General features: G+C 61.3%; 14 protein-coding genes. 3 read left to right on the top strand and 11 right to left on the bottom strand.

Going from position 1 to position 18,610, the window contains the following annotated elements:
- Positions 1-45 precede the first annotated feature (45 nt).
- From J5X93_RS11135 to J5X93_RS11125, 3 genes are read right to left on the bottom strand one after another with little or no spacing between them, the layout of a single operon-like run.
- Positions 46-3,720 (bottom strand): translocation/assembly module TamB domain-containing protein, encoded by a 3,675-nt coding sequence (locus J5X93_RS11135; protein WP_232092027.1) that lies wholly within the window; start codon positions 3,718-3,720, stop codon positions 46-48.
- Positions 3,717-5,459: an autotransporter assembly complex protein TamA gene (locus J5X93_RS11130; protein WP_102082585.1), complete on the bottom strand. Its 1,743-nt coding sequence runs from the start codon at positions 5,457-5,459 to the stop codon at positions 3,717-3,719. Before J5X93_RS11130 ends, J5X93_RS11135 begins: the two co-directional genes overlap by 4 nt.
- A gap of 52 nt (positions 5,460-5,511) precedes the next feature.
- Positions 5,512-6,162, bottom strand: a complete 651-nt coding sequence (locus J5X93_RS11125; protein WP_182940969.1) for a GNAT family N-acetyltransferase — start codon at positions 6,160-6,162, stop codon at positions 5,512-5,514.
- Between the two features lie 162 nt (positions 6,163-6,324).
- On the opposite strand from J5X93_RS11125, the gene xthA reads away from it, so the two are divergent.
- Entirely contained in the window at positions 6,325-7,137 is an 813-nt protein-coding gene (gene xthA, locus J5X93_RS11120) for an exodeoxyribonuclease III (RefSeq protein ID WP_043215524.1), read from the top strand.
- Positions 7,138-7,960: 823 nt separating this feature from the next.
- On the opposite strand, the gene J5X93_RS11115 is transcribed toward xthA, so the two are convergent.
- Genes J5X93_RS11115 through J5X93_RS11095 form a run of 5 tightly spaced genes read right to left on the bottom strand, consistent with a single transcriptional unit; the run spans position 7,961 to position 14,448 of the window.
- Positions 7,961-8,338, bottom strand: coding sequence for a response regulator (locus J5X93_RS11115; RefSeq protein ID WP_043215057.1), 378 nt, complete (start codon positions 8,336-8,338; stop codon positions 7,961-7,963).
- 44 nt (positions 8,339-8,382) lie between these two features.
- Positions 8,383-9,609, bottom strand: coding sequence for a hybrid sensor histidine kinase/response regulator (locus J5X93_RS11110; protein WP_182940972.1), 1,227 nt, complete (start codon positions 9,607-9,609; stop codon positions 8,383-8,385).
- Positions 9,603-10,178, bottom strand: coding sequence for a chemotaxis protein CheB (locus J5X93_RS11105; RefSeq protein ID WP_043215061.1), 576 nt, complete (start codon positions 10,176-10,178; stop codon positions 9,603-9,605). The genes J5X93_RS11110 and J5X93_RS11105 overlap by 7 nt, the downstream gene beginning before the upstream one ends.
- A complete protein-coding gene (locus tag J5X93_RS11100) occupies positions 10,175-10,996 on the bottom strand; it encodes a CheR family methyltransferase (RefSeq protein ID WP_043215065.1) in 822 nt (273 codons plus the stop codon). The genes J5X93_RS11105 and J5X93_RS11100 overlap by 4 nt, the downstream gene beginning before the upstream one ends.
- Positions 10,993-14,448, bottom strand: coding sequence for a response regulator (locus tag J5X93_RS11095; RefSeq protein WP_090342279.1), 3,456 nt, complete (start codon positions 14,446-14,448; stop codon positions 10,993-10,995). Before J5X93_RS11095 ends, J5X93_RS11100 begins: the two co-directional genes overlap by 4 nt.
- Positions 14,449-14,678: 230 nt before the next feature.
- Between J5X93_RS11095 and J5X93_RS11090 the strand changes: the two genes are divergently transcribed.
- Positions 14,679-15,029 (top strand): response regulator, encoded by a 351-nt coding sequence (locus J5X93_RS11090; protein WP_043215070.1) that lies wholly within the window; start codon positions 14,679-14,681, stop codon positions 15,027-15,029.
- A 14-nt stretch (positions 15,030-15,043) separates the two neighbouring features.
- Here J5X93_RS11090 and dgt read toward each other — a convergent pair whose 3' ends face one another.
- The 3 genes from dgt to J5X93_RS11075 are packed head-to-tail and all read right to left on the bottom strand — an operon-like array spanning position 15,044 to position 17,862.
- Entirely contained in the window at positions 15,044-16,264 is a 1,221-nt protein-coding gene (gene dgt, locus J5X93_RS11085) for a dGTP triphosphohydrolase (protein ID WP_070575457.1), read from the bottom strand.
- Positions 16,265-16,306: 42 nt separating this feature from the next.
- The gene (locus J5X93_RS11080; RefSeq protein ID WP_182940975.1) at positions 16,307-17,677 is read right to left on the bottom strand and encodes a B12-binding domain-containing radical SAM protein; all 1,371 of its coding nucleotides are present in this window, start codon (positions 17,675-17,677) and stop codon (positions 16,307-16,309) included.
- The gene (locus J5X93_RS11075; RefSeq protein ID WP_043215077.1) at positions 17,671-17,862 is read right to left on the bottom strand and encodes a hypothetical protein; all 192 of its coding nucleotides are present in this window, start codon (positions 17,860-17,862) and stop codon (positions 17,671-17,673) included. Before J5X93_RS11075 ends, J5X93_RS11080 begins: the two co-directional genes overlap by 7 nt.
- 242 nt (positions 17,863-18,104) lie before the next feature.
- Here J5X93_RS11075 and J5X93_RS11070 point away from each other — a divergent pair, with 242 nt between their 5' ends.
- Positions 18,105-18,584 (top strand): hypothetical protein, encoded by a 480-nt coding sequence (locus J5X93_RS11070; protein WP_182818836.1) that lies wholly within the window; start codon positions 18,105-18,107, stop codon positions 18,582-18,584.
- Positions 18,585-18,610: the final 26 nt, after the last annotated feature.

Below are 18,610 nucleotides of genomic sequence, written 5' to 3'. Positions count from 1 at the left end.
TGAAGGATGAGGCACTCGACACGTTTGCTGAAAGCTGTGAAGGGTTCAAAAATCGCGCTTGTAGAAGATATCCAAGGAACTGGCCAAGCCGCTGGCCGCTTCCAGGAAAACCCTTCTGCTCAGTTTGTAGCGCAACGCGATGGTATTGGCCGGCTCGAACACCCCGACGCCGTAGCGCAAGCTCAGCCGCTCGGTGATGTTACCGCTGGCCACCACGCTGGTGCTGTTGCCCGAGCCTTCGGAGCCTAGTTGGAAGTCCTCGATGCCGAGACTCGAGGCCAGGCCACCTGTCAATTCCTCCCCGCCCAGCAGGCCAAGCCCGAGGGCCGCCTGGGCCAGCATGTTGTTGTCTTCGCCCGTGGCAGTCAGAGGGCGGCCCAGTACCAGGTAGGACAGTGCCTGTTCCTGGCTCATGGCAGGCTCGGAAAACACCTTGGTGGTCGGCTGCTCGGCATTGCCACTGAGGCGAATGCCAGCGATGACGTCGTCGACCCGACGGATCGCTTCGATATCCAGGTACGGCTGGTCGATCGGACCGGCGAACAACAGCCGTGCCCGACGGATGATCAAGTTCTGGCCATATTTGCGGTAGCGACCGTCGGCCAGGCTGAGTTCACCGCGAGTATCCATGTTGTTGCCGATGTGCACATGCCCGAGCAGATTGGCCGTCAGACCAAAGCCTTTGAACGACAGTTTGTCCTGCCCCACGTCCACATCGACGTCCATGGCGATCGCCATGGGCGGCGCACCTTCTTCGGTCTGATCGCCGACGATCACCGTGTCATCCGAAACCTTGACGGTCGATGGCGGCAATTCGCGCACAGTGATCTTGCCCTTGGGCACCTTCACCTTGCCAGCGACCGCCAGCTTGTCATCGACCAGCCGGATGGTCAGGTCTGGCGCAACTTCAAGAGCCGCATAGGGCTCGACGTTGACAGGCAATTGCTGGCCCCTCAAACGCAAATCCATGGCCAGGGCCTGGCCCCAGGTCAGGTTGCCCTCCAATTGGCCACGGCCGGCCTCGCCGCTTTGCCAATTGCCGTTCAGCTGTACCTGCTCACCGGCGATCAGCGCCTGCAGCGAAAGGTTCTTGAGGCTGACCGGCAACTGCGCTCCACTGACTTCGCCACCACTGAGCGCCAGGTTGCCGTTGACCTGTGGGCTCAACAGGGTGCCGGACAAACGACCGCTGCCATTGAGCTGACCGGTGAGGCGCTCGACCATCGGCACGAAGGGACGCGCCACGGACAAGTCCAGGCCCGTCAGGCGGAAATCCCCTGACAGCGGCTTGTTCTTGCCCAGCGGGTCGATTCGGGTGCTCAGGCTCAGCTCACCCAGGCGCTCGCCGCGAAAATCCAGGCGGGTGTCGACCCGACGGGGAGCAAGGGTACTGTCCAGACGCAACACCTGGTACGGGAAGTCGATCCAGCGGTCCTGGTCGCGAACCCGCAGGGTGCCGCCACTGGCATCGACGCGGATGTTGCCCTTGGGCCCGGCGTCTGGAATGTCCAGGTTGATGTCTGCATTGAGCAGGCCCTGCCAGGCGAAATCCTTCGGCAACCACTGGGCCAGGCTGTCCAGCGGGAACTGCTTGAGGTGATAGCGCAGCCGCGGCTCGGGCATCAACCGCTGGTCCTCGCCACACAGGCTCGCCTGCCCGGCGCGCCAGCAATGGGTGCCCAGATCAAGCTGACCGCTGGCCAGGCGCTGCAGTTTTGCCGGAGCCTGCAAGCGCCAATCCTGGCCACCGGCCTGGATACGCCCCTCTGCCAGACGGCCGCGCCAGTCACCCTTGGCCAGTTGACCGTCCAATGCCAGATTCAGCTTGAGCTGCGGCCCGTCGAGCGCGAGGGTGACTGCTTGCTGGCGGATATCCCCTTTGCCGTTGATGTCCAGATTGCCCAAGGCCGTTTCGTCCAGGCGGATATTGCCAGCTTTCAAGGTAACCAGGGCGCGTTGCGCGCTGTCTAGCTTGGCGTCGAGGTCCAGGCGTTGGATCCGATTCTGCGCCTGGCCAAGTTGTTGTCCTTGGAGGGTCAAGGTCCCTTGCGGCGCTTGTAATGTACCGGCGACATCCAGGCGGCCATTCACCCGCCCTTGAAGGTGCGGCCAGAGCTGGCCCAGGCGTGGCAGATCGAGATCGATGCGACCGGCCAAGCGCTGTTGCAGGCTGCCACTGCCATTGATGCGGTTATCGCCCAACTGCACGGCAAGAGTTGCGAGTGTCCAGCGCTCGTCCGCACCGTCGGCCTCCACCTTGAGCACGGCGGGTTGCCCCCGCAAGCGCCCCTTGAGATCAAGCTGAGCCTGCACCTGCAGGTGCTCGTTCTTCAGCTCACCTTTGCTGCGCAGGGGCCCGCCCAGGGAGCCTGGCATCTCCGCCAGCCAGAACGCAGGGTCCAGCGCTGACAGTTGCACATCCACATCCCAGGCCAGTGTGTCGGCGAAACGAACGGCAACACTACCGGCAGCCTTGCCCTGCCCGGCCGTCAAGGCAAACTGTGGCAAGCGCACCTGGCTCAGGTCGCCCTCGAAGGGGCTGGCCACGTTGAACGCTCCGGCGGGGCCGTCGAGGTCACCCTTGAAGTCACCTTTGTAATTGCCGTCTCGGTATTGCACCTGGGCATTGAAGCGTTTGAGGGTAACCTGAGGTGGCTCCTCCAAGGGATAGAGGCGCAGCCAAGGAAAATCCTGCCAGTCGATGCGGGCGTCGGCCTCAAGCCCTTTTTGCCAGTCGGCGCTGGCCTGCAGCTTGACCCGTTGGGTCTCGCTGGCGTTGAGGTCCAGCGCATCCAGGCGAGCGCCCTTGGCATCCACCTGCCCGCCCAGTACCAGGCCAATGGGGCCTTGTTCGGCAGGCAGGCTGGCGGAACCTGCCAGGCGATAGCCCTTGAGCAGATCGCCCGTGGCGTCGAGACGCAGTTGGTTTAGTTGAAGGGTGTCGGGCAATGATGCCGAAGGCTTGAAGCCATCGGCGCGAAGGCTCAGGGTAGCCGGTAGGTGTTCAGCCAATGCCTGCAACTCGCCGCTCAGGCGGGCATCGAGGTAGCCACTGCTGATGGCTTCGAGCGTCAAGGTCTTCTGCAATTCACCCTTGGCTGTCAGCGCCAGCTGCCAGGGCTTACCGTCCACGGCGGGTAACTGCACGGTGCCGGCCACTTGCAACGGCCAATCGCCTTCAGGCTGAAGATCGCCCTGCAGGTTCAGGTGCAAGTCGTCCCGTTGCAGTTGCAAGGTGTCGATGCGCAGGCCGCCGACAGTCCAGTGCGCAGCCAGTTGCAGGTCACCCAGCAGGTCGTTGCCGTCCAGGCGCAATTGCCCGACTTTGACCTCACCCAGCTCGATGGCGATCGGCAGACGCAAGGCGGGCAGTTGCAATGGCCCGCTGTCTGCCGCTGCCTCTGCGGGCGCAAAGGCCATGTCGATACGCTCGGCCTGCAGGCGGTCCACGCACAGTGTGGCGCGCAACAGGCAGGCTGGCGACCACGTCAACCGTGGCGCCTGCACTTCGATCCGGTTGTCGCCATCGGCCCAGACCAGTCGGCTGGCCTGCCAGTTGCTGCCCAGGCGCCCCTCGAAATCGGTGACCTCAAGCCCCGGCACACGCCCCAGTGCCCAGCGGCTGCCCATCTCCGAGCCCAACAGCAGGCCTAGGGCCAAGGCAATGAGCAGCAGCAACGCCAGCAATGTCAGAAGGATGGGTTTGAACACACGAGTCACAGCTCAGGCCCCATGGAGAAATGCAAGCGGAAACCACCGTCCTCATCCAGCGCTCGGGCCAGGTCCAGGCGCAACGGCCCGACCGGCGAAACCCAGCGTACGCCGATGCCGACGCCTGTCTTGAGGCTGGGCAGTTCCAGCGTATTGAATGAATTGCCTTGGTCGATGAACGTCGCCACACGCCACTTTTCGGCGACTGAGTACTGGTACTCGGCGCTGCCTGCCACCAAGTAGCGGCCGCCGATTCGGTCGCCGTCGCTGTTTTTCGGAGACAAGCTCTGGTAGTCGTAGCCGCGCACGCTCTGGTCGCCACCTGCGAAAAAGCGCAACGAAGGCGGGATGTTCTGTTTGTAGCCATTGGTAGCGCTACCGCCGAACTGCACACGGCCAAGCAGTCGGTGGCGCTGGCCGAGGGTGGTCAGGCCCTTGAGCAGCACGTTCCCGTGCAGCAGGTTGGTGTCGGACACCAGCCCTTCTTTTGCCCCTTGCAGGTCGAACTGCAGCCGGTAGCCGTTGTGCGGATCGATGCGGTTGTCGCTACGCAGGTAGGAGAAACTGACCCCGGGCATCAACAGGTTGCTCAACCCCGAATCATCACCCAAGCGGTACTCTTCGCGCTGGTACTTGAGCGAGACGACCCGCTGCCAACCGCTGGGCAGCTTGCTGTGCCACTCTGGGCCCACGGTCAGCAGTTTACTCAGGGTGTCGGTTCCGGCGATCTCCTCGTTTTGGTAACCGCCGGCAAAGCGTAGCTTGTCGGTCAGCGGTGGGTCCAGAGGCACGTCGTACCACAGACCGACGTTTTGCCGCGGCGCGGACAGCTCGGTTTCCCAGCCATAGCTGTGCCCTTGGGCATTGACCCAATGACGGGTCCAGTTGGCCTTGCCGCGTGGCCCGACGTCGGTCGAGAACCCCAGGCCCAGCCCCATGGTACGAGGCTTACGGGTTTGCAGGTGAACGTCCACCGGGATTTCCTCATTGACCGCCGCGGTCGGCGCCGCGTCGACGCGTACGCCTTCGAAATAGCCACTCGATTGGAGGTCGTTGTTGAGCTCGGCGATCAGCTCGGAATCATAGGGTGTGCCGGGTTTGAAGGAGACCATGCGCTGCAGCAGGTCGTTGTCCAAGGGCGTATCGCCGCCGAACGTGACAGCCCCCATGCGGTAGCGGGGACCACTTTGGTAGATGAGTTCGATATCGGCCACGCCCGCCTGGGGGTCGACCGACAGGCGCTGGCGGGTGAAGTGGCCGCTGAAGAAACCATAACGCGATGCCTGGTTCTGGATCAGACGCTTGGCGTCTTCGTAGACCCCGTGATTGAGTGGCTCGCCTGGGCGCAACGCCTTGCTGTCGGGAATGCGAAATGCCCTGAGCTCGCTGGCCGGGCCTTCGATACGCACGGTGACGTTGCGCAAGTGCACAGGCTCGCCGGGCTCGATGCTGATGATCAGTTGCGGGGGATGGTCCTTGTCGCTCGGTGGCTTGACCTCGGTGTCGATCTGCGCCTGGTAGTAGCCCAGGGCCTGGGCGGCCTTGCGCGCCTGCTCCTGAGCACCACGACTGAAGCGTAGCAAGGCTTCTTCGTCACGGTTGCCGAGGCTGCCAATGTAGTTTTCGATATTGCTCTTGAGCGCTTTGTTGGCCGGTTTTACCTGCACCTTCAATTCGCTCTGGGCCCATGCTGCGGTACTGGCGGCCCAAAAAATCAGGCCCCAGGTTAGTCTTCCTGAATACGTCATGGGGCGAATGCTACCAGAGGCGACCCGTTCAGGGTGCCGCTTGTCGAACGTCTTACCCAATCGCAGTCTCCACGGACATCGGGTTGGGACGCATGAAAACGCGCTCACGGATCGGCCCTACCGCAATTTCACCCACCTCCTGATAGCCCACACGCTGGTAGAACGCCAGAAAATGAGCATTTCCAGTATTGAGCACCACGCCTTGGCTCTGCGGGTCTTCGCTGCACCAGTCATGAACAGCTTGTAACAATTGTTCACCATAACGTTGCCTCTGGTACCGAGGATGCACGCCCACCAGCGACAGCACATGCACCCTGCCCGGCGGCAAGGCACTGGACAGCGCCGCTTGGTAATCCAGGTAACGCCGGGTGCAGCGTATGCCTGTGCCGAGGATCATGCGCAGACGCCAGGCCCAACTGTCGGTCACCCCCAGGCGCCGCAGCGAAGGTGCAATCAGCGCCAGACCGACCAAACGATCGTCCACCAGCAAGCCCATGGCTGGCAGTTGAAGGTAGAAGTGCTGTCGCACCCATTCACGCAGCATCATTCGAAGACGCCGCTCATACCCTGGGCGCTGGGCCTCGAAGACATAGGCGAGCGTGGGATCGTGACGATAAGCGTGATAAAGGAGCGAGCGCACCTCGCGGTGGTATCCATCATCGAGCAGACAGACACGGGCCGAGGCAGCAGTGACGTCGGGCATTGCAGGTGATCCTCCTGGAACGGACTTGGACGGGCCGGGAAACGCCTTGAGTGTATCGTTTCAGCTGCCTTGGCACGTTAGCAGCCAGGGCCATAGGGTGCCATGCTGGTGGTGGTCGCCGATGTCAGCTAGCATCCCTGCTTTTATCAGGATTATCTTTCAATGAAGATCGTCTCGTTCAACATCAATGGTTTACGCGCGCGCCCCCATCAACTGGCGGCGCTGATCGACAAGCACCAGCCGGATGTAATCGGCCTGCAGGAAACCAAAGTCAGCGACGATCAGTTCCCGTTGGCCGAGGTACAGGCCCTGGGCTATCACGTGCACTATCACGGCCAGAAAGGCCACTACGGCGTCGCCCTGCTCTCGCGTCGGGAGCCTCTGTCGTTGTTCAAAGGCTTTGCCAGCGACGAGGAGGATGCGCAACGGCGTTTCATCTGGGGCACCTTTGCCGATGCACAGGGCACCCCCATCACTGTCATGAACGGTTATTTCCCGCAGGGAGAAAGCCGAGATCACCCCACCAAGTTTCCGGCCAAGCAACGGTTCTATGGTGACTTGCAGGCATTGCTCGAAAGCCAGTTCAGCAGCGAGCAACCCTTGTTGGTGATGGGCGACATGAACATTTCGCCCCAAGACTGCGATATCGGTATCGGGCCTGACAACGCCAAGCGCTGGCTGCGCACGGGCAAATGCAGTTTCCTGCCTGAGGAGCGTGAATGGATGGAGCGGCTCAAGGGCTGGGGATTGGTCGACAGCTTCAGGCATTTGCATCCTGAGGTGGATGACCGGTTCAGTTGGTTCGACTATCGCAGCCGGGGGTTCGAGGATGAGCCCAAGCGGGGGCTGCGCATCGACTTGATCATGGCGTCGCAGGGGTTGGTGTCGCGGCTCAAGGCGGCTGGGGTCGATTATGAGTTGCGGGGGATGGAGAAGCCTTCGGATCATGCGCCTATTTGGTTGGAGTTGGGGTGAGGGGCTTGGGCTTGGGCTTGGGCTTTCAGGCTGTGTGAATATCCGGGTTTGGTGGTGGCGCCACCGGCGCTTTTCGCCTTTACGGCGACCTACTTTTGCTCTTGGGCAAAAGTAGGCAAAAACCGCTGGCTCCCACATCCGGCCCCTGCGCTGCGCTCCGGGGTCCCCTCGCTGCGGTGTCTTGCGGGGCTTCGCGGCCTCCGGCTGGCTACGCCAGCCTCCATCTCGCGTCTTCGGCTACCGCCGAAGGGCGCTGCGCGCCTGCCCCTTCAGACACCTTCACTCGGCCTTCTGAGGTCGCGATGGGTGGTGTCTGGACTATCGCGCATCAAAAGCAACGGCAAACAAGTTAATTGTTTGGCTGTTTGTTCCGGCCTATTTGCGGGTAGGAGCGCCGCCGCTCCTACAGGCACAGCGCCGTTCTCAAGAGCTGTGAGCCTGTGTGTGCGGCGGTTCGGCGCCCCGATTTACCCGCGAATAGGCCCAAAAGCTCACCACAAAAACCACTGAATGAAACAACGCCAGCCCAGGCGCCGCCCGTAACTTGCGCCCCATCAGCAGGCCGAGTGGAGGTGTTTGTAGGGGCAGGCGCGTAGCGCCCTTCGGCGGTAGCCCAAGTCGCGAGATGGAGGCTGGCGTAGCCCCGCAAGACACCGCAGCGAGGGGACCCGGTGAGAAGCGCCGGGCCGGATGCAGGGCGCGCGGCTTTTGGTTACTTTTGGCCAAGACCCAAAGTGACCCGCCGTAAAGGCAGAAAGGTGACTACCTGTCGATAAAACAATCGGATAAGCCCACCAACAAGAAACCAACAGAAACCAACGATTCACTGCAAAAGAATCTGAATCTGCTCCCGCAAACTATCCAGATCGAACGGCTTGGCCAGTATCGGCGCCCGCCGCGCAATCGGGCTCTGGCACTCGCGGATCTCCGCCGGATACCCACTGATGAAAATCACCTTCAAGTCCGGCCTCAACTTGACCGCAGGCTCAGCGATCTCCACCCCCGAAATCCCACCCGGCAAACGAAAATCCGTCACCATCAAATCCAGATGCGGCTTGCTCGCCAAGATGGCAAAGGCCTGTTCACCGTCTTCGGCCACCAGCACGTGATACCCCTCCCCAGCCAGATAATCACGCAGGATCATGCGAATCGCCGGTTCATCCTCGACGACCAATACGACATCTTGTGCATCTTCACTCATGACTTCGCCTTGGGATTCAATAACTTGGCCATCAGACCGTCACCTCAGGCAGAGGTTGCCTGCGTCTGGTCGCTTTGTCGACGTTGTGCCGCCAGCGGCAGGTAGAGGCTGAACGTCGCGCCTTTACCTTCCTCGCTGTCGACATGAATGCGTCCGCCATGGGCCTGGGCGATCTGTTCGGAGATATACAGCCCCAGCCCCAGGCCCGCGCTGGATTGCTGCGTCGCGACGCGTTCGAACTGCTGGAAAATACGCTGCTGATTGGCCGCGCTGATGCCGATCCCTTGATCCTGCACCTGCACGCAGGCCATGGCGTCGTGCTCGAACACTCGCACTCGCACCGGTCGCCGTTCGCCGTAACGCAAGGCATTGGACAACAGATTGGCCACCACTTGCTCAATCCTGAACTCGTCCCACTCTCCCGGTACCGCCTCGCAACGCTCCAGTTCGAGATGGGTTTCCAGGGCCGCGGCCTGTGCCGCGAAATTCTCCACGAGCCCTCGCACCAGTTGCGCCAGGTCGAACGCCTTGGGTCGGATCGACAGCTTGCCGGTACGGATGCGGGCCACATCGAGCATGTCTTCGATCAAGCGGATCAGGCTGTTGATCTGCCGTTCGTCACGCTCGACCATCGCCCGCAAGCGATCTTCACTGAACGCCGCAATATTGCCCTTGGCCAGATGCATCTTGCGCAGTTGGGTTTCCAGAATCAGGCCATTGAGCGGCGTGCGCACCTCATGGGAGACGATCGACATGAAGTCGTCGCGCATGCGCACCGCGCGCTCCAGCTCGCCACGCGCCACTTCGAGCTCGGCCAGCAGTTGCGCCTGCTCCTGGCGGCTGCGCTCCAGGGCCTCCAGCTGACGCCCCAGCGCCTTGCGCTGGCGGAACAGGTCGACGAAGACCGAGACCTTGCTCTTGACCGCCAGGGTGTCCAGGGGCTTGTGCATGAAGTCCACCGCGCCGCTTTCATAGCCTTTGAACGCGTAGTTCATCTCGCGACCGGCCGCACTGACGAAGACGATCGGGATGTTCTTGGTCTTTTCGGTGCCACGCATCAGTTCGGCCAGCTCGAACCCGTTCATGCCAGGCATCTGCACATCGAGAATGGCCAGCGCGAATTCATGCTCGAGCAACAACGACAGCGCCTGCTCGGCGGACTGGGCCCGGTGCACTTCGCGGTCCTCACCCTGGATCAGGGCTTCGAGGGCCAACAGGTTTTCCGTCAGATCGTCAACGATCAACAGTTTGGCGGTGATATCGCTCAGCATGCGCGCGGTTCCAGGGTAGCGAGCAAATGCCCGATACCACTCAGGGAAAGAATATGGTCGGGCTGCTGCAAGGCCAGCGCGGCCTCCGGCATCTGCGCGACCTGTGCGTCGCGAGGGTCCTGGATCACGGTCCGGCCCCCGCTGTTTTTGATCTGAAGCAAACCCTCGGCACCGTCTTCGTTGGCACCGGTGAGCAGCACGCCGAGCAGGCCGGCGCCATAGGCATCCGCCGCCGACTGAAACAGAAAATCGATTGCCGGGCGGGAGAAATGCACCGGGTCTTCCTGGCTCAACGACAGGGTCAGGTCGCGTTCAATCGACAAATGGTAACCGGGTCCGGCCACATAGATCACCCCGTCGACGATGCGCTCTTTGTCCCGGGCCTCATGTACCGGTCGATGCAAGCGTCGCTGCAACACCGTGGCCAGCTGGCTGTGCCGATCATCGGGCAGGTGCAATACGCACAGCACCGGAATGGCAAAACCTTCGGGCAGCCCGCCTAATACTTGCAACAGCGCCGAAACGCCGCCCGCCGAGGCACCGATGACCACCGCCGCCACGCCACTCATGACTTGCGATAGATCCGTTCAGGCCGCACGAGCGCTTCGAAGCGCTCGCTGTAGGCGGAAAAATCCAAGGACTCCTTGCTGCCGAGTACCAGGAACCCACGATGGCACAAGGACTCATGGAACAGGCCCAAGGCGCGATCCTGCAGCGCCTTGTTGAAATAGATCAGGACATTGCGGCACGACACCAATTGGGTTTCGGAAAACACACTGTCGGTGGCCAGGCTATGGTCGGCGAAAGTCACGTTCTCGCGCAGGCTGCTATCAATGATCGCGTTGCCGTAGGCGGCCGTGTAGTACTCGGACAAGTCCCGGCGTCCTCCAGCCTTGCGGTAGTTCTCGGCGTAGGTCTGCATGGCCTTCAGGGGGTAGATACCCTGCTTGGCTTTTTCCAGTGAATGGGGGTTGATGTCGGTGGCATAGAGGATGGTGCGCTCCAGCAAACCCTCCTCGCGCAGCAGGATCGCCATCGAGTAGACCTCCTCACCCGTGCTGCAACCGGCGATCCAGACCTTGAGCGACGGCCAGGTGCGCAGCAGCGGTACCACCTCCCTGCGCACGGCCAGAAAGTGCTCAGGATCGCGGAACATCTCACTGACCGGAATCGTCAGGAACTGCAGCAACTGCATGAATGCTGCCGGATCGTGCAAGACCCGCTCCTGCAAGGCCGATACCGTGCGGCAATCGAACTGGCGCACGGCGTGCAGGATCCGGCGCTTGATCGAAGCGCCGGAATAATCGCGAAAATCGTAGCTGTACTTGAGGTAGATCGCCTCGATCAACAGCCGGATCTCGATATCGGTGTTGCGTTCGTTACTCAAATTCGCTCCAGTTGCGGCAGCCATACACGGATCAGTGAGAACAATCGGTCCAGTTCGATCGGTTTGGCCAGGTAATCATTGGCGCCAGCCTGCAGGCAGCGTTGCTGGTCGTCCTTCATGGCCTTGGCGGTCACGGCGATGATCGGCAACTTGCGCCAGCGCGCTTGCTGGCGGATCAACCGAGTGGCCTCGTAGCCGTCCATCCCGGGCATCATCACGTCCATGAGCACCAGGTCGATGTCCGGGTGCTGCTCCAGACGCTCGATGGCCTCATGCCCATTGCGACCGATCTCGACGATGGCGCCCTTATGCTCAAGGGCGCTGGTCAAGGCGAAGATATTGCGCACATCATCGTCCACCAAAAGGATCTTGCGCCCTTCGAACACTTTGTCACGACTGCGTGCGGTCTTGAGCATGCGCTGGCGCTCATGGGAGAGCTGCGATTCGACCTTGTGCAGGAACAGCGTGACCTCATCGAGCAGCCGTTCAGGCGAGCGTGCGCCTTTGATGATGATCGAGCGCGAGTACTTGAGCAGGTCCGCCTCCTCCTCACGGGTGAGGTTGCGCCCGGTGTAGACGATCACGGGCGGGAAGGACCGGATCGTCTCGGACGTCATGCGCTTGAGCAACTCGTTGCCAAGCATGTCCGGCAGCTTGAGGTCGATGATCATGCAGTCGTAGATGTTTTCGCGAAGCAGCGCCAGGGCATCCTGTGCCAGAGCCACTGCAGTGATCTCGACATCCTCATCGCCGATCAGGCGGGCGATGCTCTCGCGCTGCAGATCATCGTCCTCCACCAGCAGGATGTGCTTGAGCTTCTGGGTGAGTTTGGCTTCCAGGCGACCGAACACCGCCTTGAGTTCCTCACGGCTGGCCGGTTTGACTGCATAACCCACCGCGCCCATGTGCATGGCCGCCTCGATGCGATCCTCCACCGAGATGACATGCACCGGGATGTGGCGGGTGCTGGCCTGTTCCTTGAGCCGTTGCAGCACCGTCAGCCCCGAATGATCGGGCAGGCGCATGTCCAGCAAAATGGCATCCGGCGTGTACTGGGCGGCCAACGCGTAACCCTCGTCGGCCCCTTGGGCCACCAGGCAGCTGTACCCCAGTTCATGGGCAAGGTCATAGAGGATACGGGCGAAACTTGGCTCGTCCTCCACCACCAGGATGCAGCGGTTGGCGAACGGCGCCTGCTCGCGGTCATCGGCAAAAGCCGGTGCCTTGGCAGGTGGCGGCGCGGCAGGCAGCGTTGCCGGTGGCGTCGGCGCCGGCGCGCTCACCCGCGGCGCAGAGGGTCCTACCTCATCGGCTTCGAGCTGCTCGGGCAGGACAAGACTGAACGCGCTGCCCTGCCCTGGCGCGCTCTCGACCTTGATCTGCCCGCCCAGCAACCGCGCCAGGTCACGAGAGATCGACAGCCCCAGACCGGTGCCGCCGTAACGGCGGTTACTGGTGCCATCGACCTGATGGAAGGCGTCGAAGATTGCCTGGTGCTGGTCGGTCGCGATGCCGATGCCAGTGTCACGGACTGTGAAGACGACACTACGGTCCTGCTGCTGGTCGATGGTCAGGCTGACCTTTCCGTGCTCGGTGAACTTGATGGCGTTGGACAGCAGGTTCTTCAGGATCTGCTCCAGGCGCTGACGGTCGGTGAGCAGCGTTGCCGGTACCCCCGGCTCGAGTCGTACGTCGAACGCCAAGCCTTTGTCCTGGGCAAGCGGCTGGAACAAGCTGCGCAAGCCATCGGCCAGGCTATCGACCTGGGTGACCTGTGGCCGCACTTCGAGCTTGCCCGCCTCGACCTTGGCAATGTCGAGAATATCGTTGATCAGATTGAGCAAGTCGTTGCCCGCTGAATAGATGGATTCGGCGAACTTGACCTGTTCGCTGCTCAAATTGCCCTGCGCGTTCTCGGCCAGCAATTTGGCCAGGATCAACGAGCTGTTGAGCGGCGTGCGCAGTTCGTGGGACATGTTGGCGAGAAACTCGGACTTGTAGCGATTGGTGCGCTGTAAATCCTCGGCTCGGGCCTGCAGCTCCAACTGCGCCTGATTGAGCTCACCATTCTTGCGGCCCAGGGCATCGGTGCGCTCGGCCAACTGCTCGTTGGTCTGCTCAAGCTCCGCCTGTTGAATCTCCAGATGCGCCTGGGACTCCTTGAGTACGCGGGACTGCTCCTCAAGCTCCTCGTTGGCGGTCTTGAGCTCTTCCTGCTGCACTTGCAGCTCTTCGTTGAGCTGTTGCGTCTCGGCCAGTACCTGCTGCAGGCGATGTCGGTAGCGTGCGCTTTCTATGCTGATGCCCAGGCTGCCCGCCACTTGCTGCAGCAGCTCCACATCGCGCTCCTGCAAAGGGCGCAGGAACCCCAGCTCCAACACGCCATTGACCTGACCATCGTCGTGGGTCGGCAGCAGCAAGGCACTGCGTGGCAGACCGCTGCCCAGGCTCGAGCTCAGCCGCAGGTAGTCCTCAGGCAGGTTGTCCAGGCGCAACGGCGCCCGTTGACGGACCGCCTCGTCCAACAGGCCCCCCTGACCAGCGGTCAATGGCCCTTGGGCCTGTTCGGTGTCCAGGCCGTAGCTGGCCACACGCACCAGTTGCCCTTGTTCATCGCGTACATGGAAGGCCCCCACCACGCTGCCCAGGTAACTGGCGAAAAAGCGCAGGATATTGTCGCCGAGCATCGCCAGGGTCAGTTGGCCCAGGACCTGTTCGGCGAGCTGGGTCTGGCCGCTGCGCAGCCATGCCTGGTGCTCCAGGCGCTCGGTGGCGCGGCGCTGGGCCTGCAAGTTGTCCACGTAGCTGTTCGACAGCAGCAGCAGGTCGCGACGGCCAAGATACGCCAGCAAGGCACTGAGCGTGACGATGAACAACACAAAGGCCGTGATCGCCCAGACCGTGACACTGTTGACCTTCTCGTTGCGCGCCATGCGCAGTTGCTGCTCGGTGACAATGAAATCGTCGAACTCCTTGCGGATTTCATCGGTCAAGCGCTTTCCGCGGCCATTGCCTATGGAAGTCTGGTAATCGCCCTGGTTGCGCCGCGAGGCGATCATTTGGCTGCTGAAATCGTTCCAGGCCTGTTGCAGGGCCACCAGGCGGTCAATGCGCTCTGTCTGTTGCGGGTTGTCCTGCACCATCGCTCGCAAGGCCTTCAGACTCGTGAAAATGCGAGGCTTGGCCACTTCGTAGGGGTCGAGGAAGCGCTCGTCCCCGGTGATCAGGAACCCGCGCATACCCGTTTCCATGTCGATCGACAGTTTGACGGTTTCGTTGGCATTGCCGATCACCCGATCGGTGTGCTCGACCCATTGCATGGCCGAGAGCAGGTAGTTGATCACCGCGACGAAAGCCACGGCGCCCAGCAGGCCTACCCCCAGGGGGAGCCCTACGTTGCGGCTCAACAGTTTGCGAAAGCTCTGTTGATCCATCGAGGCTGCTTGAATCATCTGAAAACGCCCGGGTAAAAAAGTCCATTGAAAGGATCGCGGCCACTACGCAAGGCGGACGCTATAGCGAGTCTAACCAGCTTTGCCCGCTCTGACAGGGCAGTTAGCCAGTATTTGAAGGTTGCTGGCGCCAATCGTTCCATCGATCGACAGGGGCCGTTATGCTGGGGAACTTCTGCAACGTACGCACCCACACAAGTAAGGACAACCCATCTGAACAGGACGCCCCCATGCAACTTCTGGTAGTCGAAGACGACGACATCGTTCGGATGTTGATGGTCGAAGTGCTCGACGAACTGGGCTACACCGCCATCGAAGCCGAGAACGCCACCGCGGCCTTGAAGATCCTCGAGGACGCCAACCAGCCATTGGCACTACTGATGACCGATGTAGGCCTGCCGGACATGCGCGGCGAGGAACTGGCAGCCAAGGCCCGAGCACTGCGTCCAGCGCTGCCCGTGCTGTTTGCCAGTGGTTTTGCCGAGAGCTTCGATGTACCGCAGGGCATGCACCTGATTGGCAAGCCCTTTGGTATCGATCAGTTGCGCGACAAGGTGATGGGGATACTGGGAACGCCTTGAGCGCAGGCGCCGCCCTAGGGTCGGCGCTCGCCGAAATAGTAGCGATCCAGACTGCCTTTGCCAAAATAGCGCTCGTATTCCTGGATGGCGTACAGGTCCATCATGCCTGCGATGTAGTCGATGATCAGCCTGTGCCTGTCCGCCTTGAGTGAGCGAAGCTCCGGCGGCAGCAACCTGTTTTTCTCGTTATAACGCTCATCGCTGTACACCTCGAACAGCCCCTTGATCACCTGCTCGCCTCGTTTTTCGTAGAGCTGTACGTCTTTCTTGCGCAGGATGGCCTTGAACAAGAGTTTCTTGAGGCCCTCCGCCAACTTGGCATAACGCGTGTAACCGAGTTTGCCATCCACCAGGCCGATGTCCGAACACAGCGTGTTGACGATCTTGGAGGTCAGCTCCTTCTTCAACACCATGGCGTACTCTTCCGACGACCCCAGTCGATGCGAGCACATCGCATCGTTCTGCACCGCCTGCGCCAGTTGCTCCATCATTGGATACGCCTCGGCGAAGGTGTCGCTGATCTTGAACTCGTGCAGGATCTCTCCCAGGCTGATCAGACCAAAACTCAAGGCGTCCTCCAGATCATGGGCGGCATAGGCGATTTCATCGGCAAGGTCCATGATCTGGGCGTCGATGCTTTTGCTGCCTTCGAAACCCTGCTTCGCCAGTTCGGCACAGAGGAACTGGTAATCCTCGTCGTAGAGGAACTTCGCCGGATTGTCCTCCCGGCGATGAAAGTACTTGGTCACCGCCATCAGCGTACGGACATTGAGGTTGAGCCCGTCGTACAAATGATGCTTGCGCTCCAGGGTACGCAGAATACGAAAGGCCTGGGCATTGCCTTCATATCCGCCACAGTCGCCACACAGTTCGTTGAGCACTTTTTCTCCATGGTGCCCGAATGGCGGGTTGCCGATGTCATGGGCCAGCGCTGCAGTCTCGGCGACGACAGTGTCATTGAGCGCCAGGTCAATGGCTATCGAACGCGCGATCTGTGCGACCTCCAGGCTGTGGGTGAGGCGATTGCGGTTGAAGCGCCCGGCGTCGATACCCAGCAGTTGCATCTTGCCTTGCAAGCGCCGGAAGGAAGAGGAGTACAGGACCCTGGCATAGTCGCGCATGAGTTCCTGACGCCCATTGGATCGTCCATCGTCATGGACGAAGACTCGGTACTCCAATTTCGCAGCTTCGATTTCTTGTTCCTTGGCGTAGGCCTTTACATCGCTGTCGTACATGTCATCCCTTTCCTCGGTTGTACGTAAGTCTCATCGTGGCCGCTATGGCCGAAACGGCAAGCAGGCCGCATCCGATGTCGCGACATCCGCCTCGAACGCCTGCTCACTGTAATCGCGTGGGTAATAGGAAAAGCGCTTCAGATCAAAGTAATCCTGCTTTGCCATGTAGCGCCTGGACAGCGCCAGGCTCGCGCGCTCCACCTGCTCAGCGTCCAGTTCAGGGCTCAGGTTCAGCTGCGTGATGCCACAGTCCTCGGCGCTTGCTGGGTCGACAGGTGTCGCGCCCCGTGCCCTTAGTGCCGTCAGAAACTCAGAACAATGGCTGGGCGGGCCATAGACCACCACTGGCCCGACCGACACGCCCTTGATGCAGTGGGCATGGGCATCGAGCCACTGTCGGGTCTGCTCAAGGGTGTGCGCCGTTTCACCGGCGTAAAGCATCACGTTTACCTTGACCCAAATGCCGTGACGGGCACAGGCCTGCAGTAATTTTGACGCCGCCCCTAGGTAGCGCGCCGGGTCCCGGGCCTTGTTCATCGCCAGGATCTGCTCGGGCGCCGCCGACTCAAGGCCAAGGTCGATGACTTTCATGCCCGCCGCAGCCAGGCTTGGGACTATCTCGGGTTTGATGCCATCGACCCGGCTCTCGCAGCGCCAGAGAATCCTGGCATCACAGCGCTGGACCTGTTCGGCCAGCGCCTGGGCCCATCGCGGGTTGGGCAGGAAGAAGGACGACTGGAAGTAAGGATGGATGCCGTGGTCGCCATAGTCGCCTGCAAGCTGGCGCAGCTCGTCGGCGATCCGTTCAGGGGCTTTGAGCTTTTGCAGCGGGACGTCTCGCTCTTGGCAAAAAGTGCAGCCCTTGCCACATCCGCGCGAGGTCTCGATGCTGGGCTGATAACGATGATGCCCCTCGACCAGCAGATGGTTGAGCCCAGCGGCCCGCCCATCCCATGCACCCTGAAACCCCAGCAACGAAGGCAACAGGTCTTCACCCAAGCCTTGAACGATCCGATCGACCAACGGCAGCTTGCCGTGCAGCCATTGCCGGTCAGGCCCTGTCACCCATCGCCCACCGAGTACGATACGCACCCGTGGCTCCATGCCCTTGACCGCCGAACAGAACACGCGCGCCCACTCCAGAGCATGGAAGCTGGTCATCGACAGCATCAGCGGCGCATCGACCCGGAGCAACCCCTGCCGGTGAAGACGCTCGGCGAGCGCAACGGGAGCCTCGTGTTCGCCATGCACCAACAGGGTCTCGAGACCGTTTCGCTGACACAGGGTCGCCAGACCTAACGCGCCGTAGTTCAGGTACAGCTGCCGACGGGCCAGGGCGTGATCCCGCTTCTTGGGGCGCAGCAGGCCGGCGGACACGAACAGCACCGGTACACGTCCCGCGCCGATCAGCATTCGCCGAGTTCTCGGGCACACCAGTCACACTCGCCGTCCTCGGACTCGCCCTGCACGAAGAGTATCTGGCCGGCTTCACCGGCTTTGCGGTCGTCTTCGATGCAGCCGTCACAAAGGGTGATCGTGGGGTATTGCTCTGCGGCGCGATCAGACATCAGATCGCCATACACTACGCATTTCTTCATGGTCGCATCTCAGGTGATGAGGGCCTTTCGTTAGCCGTTGGCATCCTTTGCCTCGGTCTGGACACCTTCAGCCAGGCCACTTCGACCTGTCAAAAACGCAGTGTTTAGACAACGCCTGGAAAGCCAAGCGCCTTCTTACAACGCACGACTGAACGACCGACACAGACCTTCTTGTCGATGGATCGAAAGCCTGTCGGTGTTCTGAAGTACACTTGCCGTCCAACCTGACCAAGGCTTACCTCATGGCTCGCTTCCCTCGCCTGCTGCTCCCCTTGCTGCTGCTCGTCACTTTCGCCGCCTGCGACCAGAAACCCACCCGCGAAGAAAAGATCCTGGCCAACCTGCCGCTGCAGGAAGCCTACGAGCACAACATCGAGAAGATCGCCACACTGCTCGCACCCAAACATCCGCAGTTGTCCGAGCAACAGATCCAGGCCGTGCTGCGCAAGTACCTCACCGCCGAGGACCAGCGTCAGGACCTGTTCAAGCTCTACAGTGAACAGCACTTCAGCGATGCCGAATTCGACCTCATCGTCGCCGCCACACACGATCCGCAGAAAGCCAAGGCGCTGGAAAACAGCGACGAAGGAAAGCGCCTTAGCGAGAAGCTGACCGCCTTTATGCGCGAAAGCGCCAGCGACGAGCAGGTGCAGGCCCTGGCCGAGCAACGCATGCAGCAGGTCGAGGACGAACTGAGCGAGCTGGAAACCTCCAAGGAGTGAAAACGGCTGCGACTGAGCCCTGTAAC

It is taken from the genome of Pseudomonas sp. BYT-1, assembly GCF_023611805.1.
Classification (GTDB): Bacteria; Pseudomonadota; Gammaproteobacteria; order Pseudomonadales; family Pseudomonadaceae; genus Aquipseudomonas; species Aquipseudomonas guariconensis.
The sequence above is the reverse complement of the archived record's forward strand: the minus strand, read 5'-3'. Positions and strand labels throughout refer to the sequence as shown.